14 protein-coding genes and 1 pseudogene are annotated in these 15,919 nt (G+C 76.8%); 3 read left to right on the top strand and 12 right to left on the bottom strand.

The window, feature by feature from the left end; all coding sequences use genetic code 11:
• Positions 1-61 precede the first annotated feature (61 nt).
• On the bottom strand, positions 62-850 hold the full coding sequence (locus tag GY42_RS03265; RefSeq protein ID WP_046528239.1) for a helix-turn-helix transcriptional regulator: 789 nt from the start codon (positions 848-850) through the stop codon (positions 62-64).
• A gap of 191 nt (positions 851-1,041) precedes the next feature.
• Positions 1,042-1,647 (bottom strand): hypothetical protein, encoded by a 606-nt coding sequence (locus tag GY42_RS18035; RefSeq protein ID WP_052748186.1) that lies wholly within the window; start codon positions 1,645-1,647, stop codon positions 1,042-1,044.
• A 170-nt stretch (positions 1,648-1,817) separates the two neighbouring features.
• Here GY42_RS18035 and GY42_RS03255 point away from each other — a divergent pair, with 170 nt between their 5' ends.
• The 3 genes from GY42_RS03255 to GY42_RS03245 are packed head-to-tail and all read left to right on the top strand — an operon-like array spanning position 1,818 to position 4,591.
• Positions 1,818-2,759 (top strand): ABC transporter ATP-binding protein, encoded by a 942-nt coding sequence (locus GY42_RS03255; RefSeq protein WP_046528238.1) that lies wholly within the window; start codon positions 1,818-1,820, stop codon positions 2,757-2,759.
• A complete protein-coding gene (locus GY42_RS03250; protein WP_046528237.1) occupies positions 2,756-3,547 on the top strand; it encodes an ABC transporter permease in 792 nt (263 codons plus the stop codon). Before GY42_RS03255 ends, GY42_RS03250 begins: the two co-directional genes overlap by 4 nt.
• A 24-nt stretch (positions 3,548-3,571) precedes the next feature.
• On the top strand, positions 3,572-4,591 hold the full coding sequence (locus GY42_RS03245) for a COX15/CtaA family protein (RefSeq protein WP_236686702.1): 1,020 nt from the start codon (positions 3,572-3,574) through the stop codon (positions 4,589-4,591).
• A 112-nt stretch (positions 4,592-4,703) separates the two neighbouring features.
• Here the strand turns inward: GY42_RS03245 and GY42_RS03240 are convergent, their stop codons facing one another.
• From GY42_RS03240 to GY42_RS03195, 10 genes and pseudogenes are all read right to left on the bottom strand, one after another.
• Positions 4,704-5,312 carry an NUDIX domain-containing protein gene (locus GY42_RS03240; protein ID WP_046528235.1) on the bottom strand — a complete coding sequence of 203 codons (609 nt, stop codon included), beginning with the start codon at positions 5,310-5,312 and terminating at the stop codon, positions 4,704-4,706.
• Entirely contained in the window at positions 5,309-6,973 is a 1,665-nt protein-coding gene (locus tag GY42_RS03235) for a CTP synthase (RefSeq protein ID WP_046528234.1), read from the bottom strand. Before GY42_RS03235 ends, GY42_RS03240 begins: the two co-directional genes overlap by 4 nt.
• 67 nt (positions 6,974-7,040) lie before the next feature.
• Positions 7,041-8,714 (bottom strand): murein biosynthesis integral membrane protein MurJ, encoded by a 1,674-nt coding sequence (gene murJ, locus GY42_RS03230; RefSeq protein ID WP_046530482.1) that lies wholly within the window; start codon positions 8,712-8,714, stop codon positions 7,041-7,043.
• A pseudogene (locus GY42_RS20175) lies at positions 8,711-9,618 on the bottom strand (hypothetical protein). Before GY42_RS20175 ends, murJ begins: the two are co-directional and overlap by 4 nt.
• Positions 9,615-10,691 (bottom strand): copper transporter, encoded by a 1,077-nt coding sequence (locus GY42_RS03220; RefSeq protein ID WP_046528233.1) that lies wholly within the window; start codon positions 10,689-10,691, stop codon positions 9,615-9,617. Before GY42_RS03220 ends, GY42_RS20175 begins: the two are co-directional and overlap by 4 nt.
• Positions 10,692-10,796: 105 nt before the next feature.
• Complete coding sequence (gene steA / locus GY42_RS03215; RefSeq protein WP_046528232.1) at positions 10,797-11,984, bottom strand: putative cytokinetic ring protein SteA; 1,188 nt, start codon at positions 11,982-11,984, stop codon at positions 10,797-10,799.
• A gap of 6 nt (positions 11,985-11,990) precedes the next feature.
• Complete coding sequence (recN, locus tag GY42_RS03210; protein WP_046528231.1) at positions 11,991-13,727, bottom strand: DNA repair protein RecN; 1,737 nt, start codon at positions 13,725-13,727, stop codon at positions 11,991-11,993.
• The gene (locus GY42_RS03205) at positions 13,724-14,596 is read right to left on the bottom strand and encodes an NAD kinase (RefSeq protein WP_046528230.1); all 873 of its coding nucleotides are present in this window, start codon (positions 14,594-14,596) and stop codon (positions 13,724-13,726) included. Before GY42_RS03205 ends, recN begins: the two co-directional genes overlap by 4 nt.
• Positions 14,593-15,441 carry a TlyA family RNA methyltransferase gene (locus GY42_RS03200; RefSeq protein ID WP_046528229.1) on the bottom strand — a complete coding sequence of 283 codons (849 nt, stop codon included), beginning with the start codon at positions 15,439-15,441 and terminating at the stop codon, positions 14,593-14,595. The genes GY42_RS03205 and GY42_RS03200 overlap by 4 nt, the downstream gene beginning before the upstream one ends.
• Complete coding sequence (locus GY42_RS03195; RefSeq protein WP_046528228.1) at positions 15,438-15,674, bottom strand: hypothetical protein; 237 nt, start codon at positions 15,672-15,674, stop codon at positions 15,438-15,440. The genes GY42_RS03200 and GY42_RS03195 overlap by 4 nt, the downstream gene beginning before the upstream one ends.
• Positions 15,675-15,919: the final 245 nt, after the last annotated feature.

The raw sequence follows: 15,919 nt of genomic DNA, 5'->3' as shown, positions 1-15,919 counted from the left end.
GTCGGTCCTTCCGTCGAGTGCACGGCGTGGGAGGCAGGGGGCGGGGTCGTGGTGGCCGGTCTCACCGTCCGGCGGCGGGGTCGGGCGGCCCGGTGGGGTCGACGTCGGCGGTGCGGGTGGGGACGGTCGGGACGCTCGTGGTGCACACGTGCCCGCCCGAGGTGAGCGTGGACAGCCGCTGGACGTGCACGCCGAGCAGCCGCCCGAACGCACGGGTCTCGGCCTCGCACAGCTGCGGGAACTGCGCCGCGATCTCCTGCACCGGGCAGTGGCCCTGGCACAGCTGCACGACGGACGCGCCCGGCACGGGTCGCGCCGACGCGGCGTAGCCGTCGCCCGCGAGCGCGACCGCGAGCGCCTCGGCACGGGCCGCGACGTCACCGCCAGCGGCGTCGACGGCCGCGGCGTGCCGGTCCTCGAGCTCGCGCACGCGGTGCTCGGCGAACCGCTCGAGCGCGTCCGGCCCGGCGGCGTGCGCGAGGAAGTGCAGCGCGTCGGCGGCGATCTCGGCGTAGCCCTGCGAGAGCGCGGCCTGGCCGGGCGCGGTGACGACGTACCGCCGCGCGGGGCGGCCGCGGCCGCGGCTCGCGGCGGGCCCCTCGTGGACCGTGATCTGCTCGGCCTGCTCGAGCGCCTGCAGGTGGCGGCGCACGCCGGCCGCGGCGAGGTCGAGCGCGGCGGCGAGGTCGGCCGCGCTCACGGGGCCGTCGGCGGCGACGAGCTGGAGGATGCGACGGCGCGTCGAGGCGTCGTGGTCGGGCGCCGCGTCGGGCGCGGTGCGCGGCGCCGCGGCGTCGGGCGAGGTGGCGTCGCGGGACGTGGCGGCGGGGTTCGTCAGGGACCCGGTCATGCGCACCTCCCGCGGACGTCGGTGGGGATCGGCTCCGCGCACCGGCGTGGCGCCGCGGGCGTGGGCGCGTCGGCACCCGATATCGGCAACATCCTTGTTGCCGAAATCCATCCCCGCAAGCAAGGTCACCCTTCGTGGGCGCCCCGGGTGACACGTCGACCGCCGCCCGCGCCGCCGCTTCGTGGGGCACGTCACACCGCGGCGGCACCGCCGTCGACGCCCGCGAGCCGGCGCTCGGCCGCCGCGAGCGAGATCCGGCTCGACTCGACCTGGTCGGCGGGCGCCCCCTCGCGCGTGCGCCGCTCGAGCGCCGCGGCGAACAGCGCGCGCGCCTCGGCGTACCGCCCGGCGTCGTACCGCGCCTTGCCCTGCCCCTGGTCGGCGAACGCCAGGACCGACGCGCAGTCGCGTCGCACAGCCTCGTCGACGCCGGCCGCGTCGTGCGCCGCGAGAGCGGCGCGTCGCACCGCCTCGACCACGTCGTCGGCGTCGCCGAGCCGGCCGCGCCAGTGCAGCACCTGCGCGAGCCGCAGCAACGGCCGCCACGCGGACGCCGGGACGGGCGGGCGAGCAGGCTCCCGCAGGTCCGCGAGCGTCGCGGGCCCGCCGCGACGCGCGGCGTCGGCCCAGCCGAGCTGCTCCGCCGACGCGAGCGCGCCGAGGATCCGCAGCCACACCACGCGCTCGCCGTCACCGGCCGGGCCGCTCGCCTCGAGCCGGTCCACGTGCTCCCAGGTGGCGCCGACGTCCTGCGGCACCTCCCGCAGCGTCGTCGTGTCGATGCGGTACGTGACCACCGGTGCTCCTGCCTGCTCGGACGTCGGGATCTTCGGGACATCTGCGACCCACCGGGCGGACACGCTAGAGCACCGCGGCGCCCGGTGCGCGCACGTCCACGCACGTCGGCGCGGACGCCCGTGCGGGCGGGCCGCGGCGCCACGTGCGCGAGCACCTAGACTCCCTCGACGTGCCGCACTCCCCCGCCGTCGAGGTCCGCGGCCTCGTCAAGAGGTACGACGGACGCGCCGTCGTCGACGGACTCGACCTCACCGCGTCGGCCGGCCGCGTGACCGCCGTCCTCGGCCCCAACGGCGCCGGCAAGACGACGACCGTCGAGTGCTGCGAGGGCCTGCGCGCGCCCGACGCCGGCAGCGTGCGCGTCCTGGGGCTCGACCCCGTGGCCGACGGCCCGGCGCTGCGCCCGCGGGTCGGCGTCATGCTCCAGGACGGCGGGCTGCCGACCGGCGTCCGCGCGCGCGAGATGCTCGACCACGTCGCGCGCATGTACGCCGACCCGGTGCCGACCGACGCGCTCGCCGCGCGGCTCGGGCTCGACGCGTTCGCGCGCACCACGGTGCGCCGCCTGTCCGGCGGTCAGCGCCAGCGGCTCGCGCTCGCCGTCGCCGTGGTCGGACGCCCGCAGGTGCTGTTCCTCGACGAGCCCAGCGCGGGCATGGACCCGCAGTCGCGGCTCGCCGTGTGGGAGCTCGTGCGCGAGCTGCGCGACGCGGGCGCCGCGGTCGTGCTGACCACGCACCTCATGGAGGAGGCCGAGGGGCTCGCCGACCACGTCGTGGTCGTCGACCACGGCACCGTCATCGCGCAGGGCACCGTCGCGGACCTGCTCGCGTCGGGCACAGGCGCCGCCGGCGACGACGACGGCACGCTCGTGGTGCGGGTCTCCGCCGACGTCGACCCGGCCGGGCTGCGCGAGCGCCTCGGTGCCGGCTTCGGCGTCGAGCACCGCTCGGCGTCGTCGTTCGCGGTCACCGGACCGGTGCGCCCGGGCACGGTCGCCGACGTGACCGCCTGGCTGGCCGAGCGCGACGTGCTCGTCACGCGGCTCGACACCGGGCGCCGCACGCTCGAGGACGTGTTCCTCGACCTCACGGGACGGAGCCTGCGATGACGACCGCACCCGGCACCCCGGACGCACACGTCGGCACGCCGCCCGCCGCGGCCCCGGCGGCGGGCCGCGTGCTCGCGCAGGCCGCGTTCGAGGCGCGCATGATCCTGCGCAACGGCGAGCAGGTGCTCGTCACCGCGATCGTCCCGGTGCTCGCGCTCGTCGGGCTCGTGCAGGGCACGTTCGTCGAGCTCGACACGGGCGGCGCGTCGCGCGTCGACTTCCTCGCGCCCGGGATCCTCGCGCTCGCCGTGATGACCGCGTCGTTCACGTCCCAGGCCATCGCCACCGCCTTCGACCGCCGCAACGGCGTGCTGCGGCTCATGGCGACGACGCCGCTCGGGCGCGGCGGCCTGCTCGCGGGCAAGGTGCTCGGCGTGCTCGCCGTCGAGGCGGTGCAGGTCGTGCTCATCGGCGCCGCGGCGCTCGCGCTCGGCTGGCGCCCCGACCCCGCGGGCCTCGCGCTCGCGCTCGTCGGCGTCGTGATCGGCACGGGCGCGTTCACCGCGCTCGCGCTGCTCGTCGCCGGGACGCTGCGCGCCGAGGCCGTGCTCGCGCTCGCGAACCTCCTGCTGCTCGTGCTCGCGCTGGGCGGTGGCGTGGTCGTGCCGGCCGACCGCCTGCCGGGACCCGTCGCGGCCGTCGCGACGTGGCTGCCGTCGGGAGCCCTGGGCGACGTGCTGCGCGGTGCGCTCGTCGACGGCACGCTGCCGCTCGTCCCCGTCCTCGTGCTCGCGGCGTGGACCGTGGGCCTCGGTGCGCTCACGGCGCGGCTGTTCCGCTGGCACTGACGCGCGCCGCCTACCCTGGACCCCGTGACCGGCACCGCCCCCGCCCCGACGCCCGCACCCTCCCTGCTCGAGCGGCTGCGGCCGCGCTGGACGGTGCGCGCCGTCGTCGCGAACCTCGTCGCGCAGATCCTCATCGTCGTGACCGGCGGCGCCGTGCGCCTCACCGGCTCGGGCCTGGGCTGCTCGACGTGGCCGCAGTGCGAGCCCGGGCAGTTCGCGCCCGTGTTCCACGACGAGATGGGCATCCACCCGATCGTCGAGTTCGGCAACCGCACGCTCACGGGCGTGCTCGTCGTGCTCGCGGTGGCGGTCGCGCTGCTCGCTGGCCGCGACCGCGCGCGCACCAGCACGTACCGCGCATGGGCGTGGGCGCCGATCGTCGGCGTCGCGATCCAGGCGGTCGTGGGCGGCATCACGGTGCTCGTCGAGCTGCACCCGCTGGTCGTCGGGTCGCACTTCCTCATCTCGATGGTGCTCGTGGCCGTCTCCGCGTGGCTGCTGGTCCGCACGCGCGAGGGCGACGGCCCCGCGACGCCGGTCGTCGACGCGCGCGTGCGCACCCTGACCCGCGTGCTCGCGGCGGTCGGCGTCGTGGTGCTCGTGCTCGGCGTCGTCGTCACGGGCGCGGGCCCGCACTCGGGCGACGACGAGGTCGGCTACCGGTTCGCGGTCGACCCGTACGCGACCGCGCGCGTGCACGCGCTGGCCGTGTGGGCGTTCGTCGGCACGCTGCTGGTCGTGCTGGCGCTGCTCGCCCGCGCCCGCCGCACCGCGCAGCCCGCCTACGACCGCGTCGACGGCGTCACGCAGCCGGCGCGCGGCGTCGCGCCCGTCGCGGCCCCGGAGCCGGCTGCGGTGGCACGGCCGCTGCGGGCCGGCGTCCTGCTGCTCGTCGTCACGCTCGCGCAGGGCCTCGTCGGCTACGTGCAGCTGTTCACCGGTCTGCCGATCGCCCTGGTCAACCTGCACATGCTCGGCGCGGCGGGGCTGACCGCGATGCTCACGGCGTTCCTCGGCACCCTGCGGGTCCGGCCGCAGGCCTGACGCGGGGCCCACCCACCGCCCCGTCCGCGGGGCCGACGTCCACCCCCGGACGCACCGCGGCCCCGGGCGCCTGGAGCGTCCGGGGCCGCGGTGCGATCGCGCCCGCCGGCCCTCAGGCCGGCGTCACCTCGGTGAGGGTCGACCAGCCCGCCGCGCGCGCGGCGGCCGCCGCCAGCACGCCCGCGACGGCCGTCGGCGAGTGCAGGCGCCCCGCGAGCACGGCGGCGACGGCGTCGTCGAGCGGCACCCACACGGGCACCATCGACGCCTCCTCCTCGCCGCGCACGTACCGCTCGTCGACCGGCACCTCGGCGAGGTCGCGCGCCAGGAACACCGTGATGCGCTCGTCCGAGCCGCCCGGCGAGCTGAAGATCTCCACGAGGCGCCACCAGCGGCCGGCCACGAGGTCCGCCTCCTCGGCGAGCTCGCGCGCCGCCGCCGCCACGGGGTCCTCCCCCTCGACGTCGAGCAGCCCCGCGGGCGGCTCCCACAGCTCGTGCCGCACGGGGTGCCGGTACTGCTGCAGCAGCAGCACGCGGTCCTGCTCGTCGAGCGCGACCACCGCGACGGCACCCGGGTGGTCGACGTACTCGCGCACCACGTCGCCGTCGTCGAGCGCCACCGTGTCGGACACCAGGTCCCACACGCGCCCGGCGTGCAGCAGCCGGTGCTCGACGACGTCCCGCTCGCGCGGGACGTCGACCAGCCGGTCGTCGCTCACGCGGGGTTCCGCGCCGCGAGGGCCGCACCCACGAGGCCCGCGAACAGCGGGTGGGCACGCGTCGGGCGCGACTTGAATTCGGGGTGCGCCTGCGTCGCGACGTAGAACGGGTGCTCCTCGCGCGGCAGCTCGACGAACTCCACGAGCGAGGAGTCGGGCGAGACGCCCGAGATCACGAGGCCCGCGGCCTCGAGCTGCTCGCGGTACGCGTTGTTCACCTCGTACCGGTGGCGGTGGCGCTCGGACACGTGCTCGGTGCCGTACGCCTCGGCGACGACGGACCCCGGCACGAGCGTCGCGTCGTAGGCGCCCAGGCGCATCGTGCCGCCCATGTCGCCCGCGCCGTCGACGATCGCGAGCTGCTCCGCCATGGTCGCGATGACGGGGTGCGGCGAGTCGGGCTCGAACTCCGAGGACGACGCGCCCTCGAGGCCCACGACGTTGCGCGCGTACTCGATGACCATGCACTGCAGGCCGAGGCACAGGCCCAGCGTGGGCACCTTGTGCTCGCGCGCCCAGCGCAGCGCGCCGAGCTTGCCCTCGATGCCGCGCACGCCGAACCCGCCGGGCACGAGCACGGCGTCCACGCCGCCCAGCGCCTCCTGCGCGCCCGCGGGCGTCTGGCAGTCGTCCGACGTCACCCAGCGGATCGTGACGCGCGCGTCGTGGTGGAACCCGCCGGCGCGCAGCGCCTCGGTCACCGACAGGTACGCGTCGGGCAGGTCGATGTACTTGCCGACGAGCGCGACCTCGACGTGGTGCGCGGGCGTGTTCACGCGGCGCAGCAGGTCCTGCCAGCCGCTCCACTCGACGTCGCGGAAGGGCAGGCCGAGGCGCTGCACGACGTACGCGTCGAGGCCCTCGGCGTGCAGCACGCGCGGGATGTCGTAGATGCTCGACGCGTCGCGCGCGATCGCGACCGAGTCGACGTCGACGTCGCAGAACAGCGCGATCTTGCGCTTGATCGACTCGGGCACCTCGCGGTCGGCGCGCAGCACGATCGCGTCGGGCAGGATGCCGATGCTGCGCAGCGCCGCGACGGAGTGCTGCGTGGGCTTGGTCTTGAGCTCCCCCGACGGGCCGATGTACGGCAGCAGCGACACGTGCAGGAAGAACACGTTGTCGCGTCCCAGGTCGTGGCGCACCTGGCGCGCGGCCTCGAGGAACGGCTGCGACTCGATGTCGCCGACCGTGCCGCCGATCTCCGTGATGATCACGTCGACGTCGTCCGACGCCTGCGAGCGCATGCGCTCCTTGATCTCGTCGGTGATGTGCGGGATGACCTGCACGGTGTCGCCGAGGTACTCGCCGCGACGCTCCTTGGCGATGACGTTCGAGTAGACCTGGCCGGTCGTGACGTTGGCCGAGCCGACGAGGTTCACGTCGAGGAACCGCTCGTAGTGGCCGACGTCGAGGTCCGTCTCGGCACCGTCCTCGGTGACGAAGACCTCACCGTGCTGGAACGGGTTCATCGTCCCGGGGTCGACGTTGAGGTACGGGTCGAGCTTCTGCATCGTGACCCGCAGGCCCCGCGAGCGGAGCAGGCGACCGAGGCTGCTGGCCGTCAGTCCCTTCCCCAGTGAGGAGGCGACGCCCCCCGTGACGAAGATGTGCCGGGTCAGGTTGTCCGACCGCCCGGAGAGTCGATGTGCGCGATCCATCACGGGCTTCCACCCTACCGGACGCGCGGACCGGTGAGGGGACCTCGCGCCGTGGGACCGGTCGCGGTCAGCCGACGGGGGGCGGCGGGACGACCGTCGTGGCGGGACCGACGGGCTCGGCCCGCTCGACGCGCAGCACGCCCAGGAGCGTCCCCCCGTCGAGCAGCACGACGGCCGCGACCACCACGGTCGCGGCCACGACCGCACCGCCCGCGGCGGCGCCGGTCGCCGTCAGCGCGTCGTCGCCGACGACCTCGAGCACGGTCGTCGCGACGCCACGACCCGCGGCGGCACCCGCCGCGGCCGCCGCGAGCGCGACCAGCGCCGTGCGTCCCAGCCCGGCGAGCGCGGACGGCCCTGCGACACGCCGCAGCGCCACGAGGGCGGCGACCGCGCCGACGGCCATGCCGAGCGACGTCGCGAGACCGATCCCCCGCAGCACGCCCACCGGGTCGTCCCGGCCCGCGAGGAGCGCGAGCACGGGCGCCAGCACCGCGAGCGCACCCCAGCCCGCGACGTTGGTGAGGACCGCCGCCCGGGCCCGCTCGACCGCGTAGAGCGTGCGCGAGACGTGGAACATCACGGCGAGCCCGACGACGCCCGCGGGCATCCACGTGAGCAGGACGCCCATGGCCTCGACGAGCCCGGCGCCGTCGCCCGGGGTCATGTCGGCGAACACCGCCGCGACCGCACCGCCCCCCGCGAGTACCGCGGCCGCCCCCAGCGCCCCCACGACGAGCACCGCGCGCGTCGTCACGGCCGAGGTCGCGGCGAACCGCGACCGGTCCCCGGCGGCGGCGTGCGCCGCGACGCGCGGGAACGTCGACGTCGCGAGCGGCACGACGAGCACGGCGTACGGCAGCAGGTACACCTGCTGCGCGTAGACGATCGCCGAGTAGCCGCGCCCGTCGTTCGGCAGCAGCCCGGTCGCGAGCAGCACGATCACGAGGACCGAGACCTGCTGGGCGACGACGCCGCCGAGGCCCGCGAGCCCCAGGGCGCGGAACCGGCGGCCCGTGTCGCCCGGGAAGCGCAGCGTCGGGCGCAGCCGGACCCCGAGGCGACGCGCCGGGAGCAGGACGGGCAGCAGCATCGCGACGACGCCCGCGGTGGTCCCCCAGGCCAGCAGGTCGAGCGCACCCGGGGGGAGCGCGGTCGGGTCGCTGACCTCGCCGTCGGCGAGGACGCCGTAGAGCGCGAACGTGGCGATCAGCACCGCCGAGTTCAGCACGGGCGCGAACGCGGGCCAGAAGAACTTCCGGTGGGCCTGCAGCACGCCGTACAGGAGCACCGTCAGGCCGTAGACGGGCACCTGCACCGCGAACACCAGGACGAAGTACCGGATGGTGGCCGCCATCACCGGGTCGCCCTTCGCGGCGAACGCCCCGACCACGCCGCTCAGCGCCGCGAGCAGACCCCCCAGCGGCACCAGGACGAGCAGCACCCAGCCGAGCGCGGCGGAGACGACGCGTCCCACCTGCTCGCGGTCGGCGCGCGCGACCGGGGCCGCGAGCAGCGGCACGATCGCGCCCGCGAGGGCACCGCCCGCGGCGGCCTCGAACAAGATGTTCGGCAGCGTGTTCGCGGCGTTGTAGGCGTCGGCGATGTCGCCCGAGCCCACCGTGCCGTTGAGCACGAGCGTGCGCACGAGCCCGAGGGCACGGCTCACGACCGTGACCACGGCGATCAGCGCCGCGGCACCGAGCAGCCCCTGCAGCGTGCGGCGCAGCCGCCCGCTCATGCCGCGTCGGGCCCCGTCGCGCGACCGCCCCCGGCCGGCACGGGCGCGGGCCGCGGCACGTGCGCGGGCCGGCGGCCCCACGCGTCGAGCTCGCGCAGCACCGGCGTCCGCTCGATGACGCGTGTGAAGCTGACGCGCTCGCTCGCGAGCGTCAGGCCGACCACGACCGCGAGCGCTCCCAGCCGCACGCGGCGCGGCGCGCCGAGCACGAGCGCGGTGCCGAGCGCGGCGCCCAGCGCGTTCGCGCCCGAGTCCCCGAGCATGTCGGTCTCCGCGAGGTCCGCCTCGATCGCGGTCGACGCCGCACCCAGCACCGCGGACGCGACGCCGCCACCCGGGCCCGTGACGAGCGGGGCGGCCACGAGCGCCGAGGCCTTCAGCGCGCGTCCCGGACGCAGGTCGAGCAGGTTGACGAGGTTCGCGGTGCCGGCGACGAGCGCGGCCGACGCGAGCGTGTCCACGGCGCGCGCGACGGGTCGCGACGCGGCGCCGCCCGCGGGGGCGCCAGGGCCGCGGCCGCGAGCGCGCTCGCGCCGATCCCCAGCACCTTGAGTCCCCCGGTGGTCAGCCGGCCGTGCGCCAGCGCCCCCAGGTGGCCGCGCAGACCTTTCGTCCGCGTCGAGGTGTCCTCCCGCAGGTCGTCGACCAGGCCGAACGCGCACGAGCCCACCACGGCGACCGTCGCGGCCGCGGTCGCGCGCGCTCCGCCGGTGCCGACGAGCGCACCGGCCAGGACGCCCGCCGCGAGCGACGGACCCTCGAGCAGGCTCACGGGCTCACCGCGGTGGTTGGTGCGCGTCCACGTCGCGGCGCCGCCGGGCGGCTGCCAATCGAGCGCGCCGCGCACGAGCGACGTGGCACCCGCGGCGGCGGACGCCGCGACGAGCCGTCGCACGACGCTCACCCGGCACCGCCGTCGTCACCCGCGGTCGCACCGTCCTCGCCCTGGGGCTGCGCCGGGTCAGCGCCGTCAGCGGTCTGCTCCTCGGGCACGCTCGGCGTGCGGTCGACGGGCGGCAGCTGCACGGCCGGGGGCAGCGGCGTCAGCCCGTCCCCGAAGCCGTAGTGCGCGGGCCGCCCCGCGATGCTCGTGGCCAGCGCGAGCGGCACCACGACCTGCCCCGCGACGGTGGTCGCGTCCTGCACGGTCGTGAGCGAGGCCGCGAGGTCGCCGTCCGCGCGCGCGGCGGCCACGAGGCTGTCACCGCTGCGCGTGTCGCCCGCGAGGACCGCGCCGTCCGAGAGCCGCTGGGCGGCGGACGCGATCGCGAGCCGGGACTGCGTCGCCGCGGCGACGGCGTCGGGCGACGGCGTGGCGCCCGACGCGGCGGGCGCCGCGCCGACCACGACGACGACCGCGTCGGCGGGGCGCGTGACGTCCTCCGAGAACGTCACGAGCGCACGGTCGCCCTCCGCGAGCACGTCGAGCAGCGACGACGCGTTCTCCGACAGCGTGTCGGGCGCGGCCGCGTCGGCGCCGACGAGGCCCGAGACGAGCGCCTCGGCGAGCTCGACGTCGGTGCCCGCGTCGGCGGCGGGCGGCGCGTCCAGGTACGAGACGAGCGTGCCCGCGAGCGTGCGCCGGTAGGTCGCGAGGCCGGGGTCCGTCCACGTGTCGTTGACGGTGGCGGTGGCGGACACGGTCGCGCCCGCGAGCGCGATCCGCGCGGTCAGCCCCTCGACCTCCGCCTGCGGCACCTGCTCGAGCAGCACGAGCGCGACGCGGCGGTCCGTGAGCGTGCCCGGCAGCAGCCGGTCGCCCGACGCCGCGGCGAACGCCTCGACGGCCGCGAGGTCGCCGCCGGTCGCGTCGAGCTGCGCGCGCAGGTCCTCCTTCTCGGTGCGCAGGACCTGGACCTGACCGGTCAGGGTGTCGCCGATGGTCTCCTTGAGCGGTCCGGCGCCGAGCGCGATGCCGACGGCGAGCGCGAGGAAGACGGAGATGAGCGAGACGATGTGGTACCGGAAGTCGATCACGGGGTGGGGTGCTCTCGGTCGGGTGCGCGACGGGTCGCGGCGGGGCGTGCGGCGGGCAGGGGCCGGGGTGCGCGGCGGTCGTGACCGGGCGCGCACCGGCGCGCGTCACGTCGCTCCGCCGAACAGCGAGCCCGCCCACGACACGAGGTCGTCGACGCGGGCGCCCACGAGGCCGATGAGGGTCTGACCGGCGGCCGTCGACGCGAGCGCGACCCCGAGCGCGAGGAGCCCCGCGAGGACGAGCAGCGTGAGCTGCAGGTTCGAGATGCGGTGCTGGTACAGCTGCGACACGCCCTTGGCGTCGACGAGCTTGCCGCCGACGCGCAGGCGCGTGAGGAACGTACTCGCCATGCCCGCGCGACCCTTGTCGAGGAACTCGACGAGCGTCGCGTGCGTGCCGACCGCGACGATGAGCTCGGCGCCCTTGTCGTCGGCGAGCAGCATCGCGACGTCCTCGCTGGTGCCCGTCGCGGGGAACACGACGTGCGGCACGCCGAGCTGCTCGACGCGCGCGATGCCGGGCGCGCGCCCGTCCCGGTAGGCGTGCACCACGATCTCGGCGCCGCACTGCAGCGCGCGGTCGGAGACGGAGTCCATGTCGCCGACGATCATGTCGGGCCGCCAGCCCGCCTCGAGGATCGCGTCCGCGCCGCCGTCCACGCCGATGAGCACCGGGCGGTACTCGCGGATGTACGGGCGCAGCGTGACGAGGTCCTCCTTGTAGTGGTACCCGCGCACGACGATGAGCACCTGGCGGCCGTCGATGCGCGTGTCGATGTCGGGCACGCCGACGCCGTCGAGCAGGAGCTCGCGCTCGCGCCGCAGGTAGTCCATCGTGTTGGCGGCGAAGGACTCGAGCTGCACGGACAGCCCCGCGCGGGCCTCCTCCATCGTCGCCGCGACGCTCTCGGGCGTCTGCGCGACGCCCTCGGCGACGAGCGTGTCGCCGTCGTACACGGCGCCCTCGACGATGCGCAGGACACGACCCTCGGTGAGCGCCATGACGTCGGGGCCGAGGTCGTCGACCAGCGGGACGCCCGCGCTCACGAGGATCTCGGGGCCGAGGTTGGGGTACCGGCCGGACGTCGAGCGCGCGGCGTTGAGGACCGCGGCGGGCTGGCACGCGACCAGCGCCTCGGCGGACACGCGGTCGAGGTCGAGGTGGTCGATCACCGCGACGTCACCGGGCTTGAGCCGCTTGGTCAGCGACTTGGTCCGGGGGTCGACGCGGAGCGGCCCGACGATCTCGGCGTCATCGGTCGGGGACGTGCGGCGGCGCAGGGAGACTCTCATCGGGGGTCATCGTCCCACGGACTGGGCCAGGAGCTCGGCCGCGTGCGCGCGCGCCGCCTCCGAGTCGTCCTGGCCGGACAGCATCCGGGCGAGCTCGCGCACGCGGTCCTCGCCCTCGACCTGCCGCACGTCAGACTCCGTGACGACGTCCACGCCGTCGGCGACGGACTTCGTCACGACCAGGTGACGGTCGGCGAACGCGGCGACCTGGGCGAGGTGCGTCACGACCAGGACCTGCGTCCCGCGCGCGAGCTGCGCGAGCCGCTCGCCGATCTGCGTCGCGGCACGCCCGCCGACCCCGGCGTCGACCTCGTCGAACACGAACGTGCCCGGCGTCGCGGCGCCCGAGCCCTCGGCCGTCGCGAGCGCGACCTCGAGCGCGAGCATGACGCGCGAGAGCTCGCCGCCCGACGCGCCCTTGCCGAGGGGGCGTGCGGGCGCGCCCTGGTGCGGCACGAGCAGCATCTCGACGTGGTCGGCGCCGTGGGCGGCCGGCTCGTCGGCGGGGCGCACGACGACCTCGAGGTGCGCCCCGGCCATCGCGAGGCCCGCGAGCTCGTCGGTCACGGCCGCGGCGAGCCGCGCCGCGGCCTCGGTGCGCGTCGACGTGATCGTGGCGCCCAGCTCCTGGAGCGTCGCGTCGAGCTCGGCGCAGCGCGCGCGCAGCTCGTCGACGCGCTCCTGCCCGCCGTCGAGCTCGAGGAGGCGGCGCGACGCGTCCTGCGACCACGCGAGCACCGCGGCGACGTCCTCGCCGTAGCTGCGCGTCAGCGCCGTGAGCTCGGCGCGGCGGCGCTGCACGGCGTCGAGCCGCGCCGGGTCCGCCTGCAGGTCCTGCACGTAGGCGGACAGCTCGGCGGCGACGTCGGCGAGCAGGTAGCCGGCCTCGGCGGCGCGCACCGCGAGCGCCGCGAGCGCTGCGTCGTGGTGCCCCACCTGCTCGAGCTGGCGGCGGGCCTCCTCGACGAGCAGCGTCGCGGCCGCGCCGCCGTCGGCCACGTCCTCGTCACCGACGAGCGCGACGTGCGCGCCCGCCGCGGCCGCCCGCAGGTCCTCGGCGTGCCCGAGACGCTCGGCCTCGGCCGCGAGCTCGACGTCCTCGCCGGGCTGCGGGTCGACGCGCTCGACCTCGACCAGCCCGAGACGCAGGAGCTCGGCCTCGCGCGCACGCTCCTGCGCGCGCGTCACGAGGTCGTCGAGCTCGGCACGCACGCGCACGCGCCGCGACCACGCCTCGGCGTACGCCGCGAGCGTCTGCGCGTGCGCGGCGCCCGCGAACGCGTCGAGCGCGGCCCGCTGCCGCGCGGACGAGCGCAGCCGCACCTGGTCGGCCTGGCCGTGCACGGTCACGAGCTCCTCGGCGATCTCGGCCAGCACGCCCTGCGGCACCGAGCGTCCGCCGAGGTACGCCCGGGAGCGTCCCGGTGCGTCGGGCGTGCCCGCGTTCACGGTCCGCAGCACGACGAGCGTGCCGTCGTCGTCCACGTCGGCGCCCGCGTCGCGCGCCCGCACGAGCGCGGCAGAGTCGGCGGGCAGCAGCACGCGCCCCTCCACCGCGGCGCCGTCCGCGCCCGTGCGCACGGTCGCCGGGTCGGCCTTGCCGCCCAGCAGCAGGCCGAGCGCCGTGAGCACCATGGTCTTGCCGGCGCCGGTCTCGCCGGTGAGGACCGTCAGCCCGGGGCCGAGCCGCACGTGCGCGCGCCCGATGACGCCCAGGTCGTCGATCCGGATCTCGTCGATCACCCCGCACCGTCCTCGTCCTCGCGGGTCACGCCGCGCCACCCCACCACCGGCAGGTCGAACTTCTGCACGAGCCGCGTCGTGAACGGCGCCGGGTTGAGCCGCGCGAACCGCACGGGCACGTCGCTGACGCGCACCTCGAGCCGTGCCCCGCGCGGGAGCGCGTGCTGCCGCCGCCCGTCGCACGTGACGACCGCGGGTGACGGCGACCGGTCGATCACCTCGACCGCGAGCACGCTGCTCGGCCCCAGCACCAGCGGACGCGCGAAGAGCGTGTGCGCCGCGAGCGGCACCATCACCATGCCGTGCACGTCGGGCCACACGACCGGTCCCCCGGCCGAGAACGCGTGCGCGGTCGAGCCGGTCGCCGTGGCCACGACCAGCCCGTCGCAGCCGAACGACGACAGCGGCCGGCCGTCGACCTCGATCACGACCTCGATCATGCGCGCCGGGTCGGTCTTCTCCAGCGCCGCCTCGTTGAGCGCCCAGCAGCCTTCGACGCGTCCGTCGGTGCCGATGACGCGCAGGTCGAGCGTCGTGCGCTCCTCGACGGCGTACTCCCCCGCGGTGAGCCGCTGCACGGCCGTCTCGACGTCGGCGGGCTCGATCTCGGCGAGGAACCCGACGTGGCCGAGGTTGACCCCGAGCAGCGGCACGTCGGTGCCGCGCGTGAGCTCGGCGGCGCGCAGGATCGTGCCGTCGCCGCCGAGCACGACGGCGAGCTCGAAGTCGGGGAGCTCACCGGGCGTCGTGTCGCGCGTCGCGGTCACGGGCTCGACGTCGGCGGCGCGCAGGGCCCGCACGACCGCGTCGGTCGCGGCCAGGGCCTCGGGCCGCCCGCTGTGGCGCACGAGGAGGGCGCGTCGGGTCACGGGGTCGCTCCGATCCGTCCGGCGGTGGTGACGGCGTCGGACACCGCCGCGGTCACGTCGAGCGCGACCGCGGGGGCGTCCCCGCCGGGGGCCCGCAGCCACAGCACGAACTCGACGTTGCCGTGGGTCCCGGGCAGCGTGCTCGGCCGGACGTCGCGCACGGTCGCGCCGAGGCCCTGGGCGTGGTGCGCGACGGCGGTCAGGACCTCGGCCCACAGTCGCGGGTCGCGCACGACGCCGTCGGCGCCGAGCCGCTCGCGCCCGACCTCGAACTGCGGCTTGACCAGGAGGACGAGGTCCGCACCGGGCGCCGCGACCGCGAGCAGCGGCGCGAGGACGAGCGTGAGGGAGATGAACGACAGGTCGGCCACGACGAGCCGCGGCGCGGGTGCGACGTCCCCGGCCGCGAGGTCGCGCACGTTCACGTGCTCGCGCACCTCGACGCGCGGGTCGTCGCGCAGGCGCGCGACGAGCTGGCCGTGGCCCACGTCCACGGCGACGACGTGCCGGGCGCCGCGCCGCAGCAGGACGTCGGTGAACCCGCCCGTGCTGGCGCCGGCGTCGAGGCACGTCCCTGCGGCCGGGTCCGGGCCGGCGGGACCGTAGGCGTCGAGCGCGTCGGCGAGCTTGTGCGCCGCGCGCGACGCGTACCCGGGGTCGCCCGGGTCGGCGTCGACGACGACGTCCTGGCCCTCGCCGACGGGTGTCGCGGCGCGCGTCACCGTGGCGCCGTCGACGCGCACGCGCCCGGCCGCCAGCAGCGCTCCCGCCTGGCCGCGCGATCGCGCGAGGCCGCGGCGCACGAGCTCCGCGTCGATCCGGGCCCTCGTCGTGGTCGCCGTCATCCCTCGGCGTCCGCCAGCCGCTCCTGGAGCGCCGTGTGCACGGCCTCGAACGTCGCGGCCTGGGCCGCGAGGTCGAGGTCGTCGACCCCCTCGAGCCGGCGCAGCGCCTCCTCGACGGCGGCGTCCCCGTCCAGGACGCCGTCGCCGGGGCCCGCGTCACGGGCGTGCGCGGCCAGCGTCGCCGGGGAGGGCACGGCACGCGGCTCGCCGGGGTCCTGCACGGCTTCGCTCATGTCACGTCCTCCCTGGTCTGGTCCTGCCTCGGTCCGATCCTGGTGCTGGTCCTGATCCTGCGGCGGTCAGGCCACGCGCCCGTGCCGTCCCAGGTCCGGCCCACCTCGTTCGGCTCCGTCCCGGTGCCGTCCGCACGTCGCCGGGCCGCACCTCGGTGCCGTCGGGCGGACGCGGGTCCTCGGAGCGCCGTCCGCGGACGGGCGGCGCGCGTCCACGCTACCCGCCGGCGGCGACACGGGGCGCG

It is taken from the genome of Cellulomonas sp. FA1 (assembly GCF_000986825.1).
Taxonomy (GTDB): domain Bacteria; phylum Actinomycetota; class Actinomycetes; order Actinomycetales; family Cellulomonadaceae; genus Cellulomonas; species Cellulomonas iranensis.
Note: the sequence above shows the minus strand (reverse complement) of the source record. Positions and strands in the feature narration are given on the sequence as shown.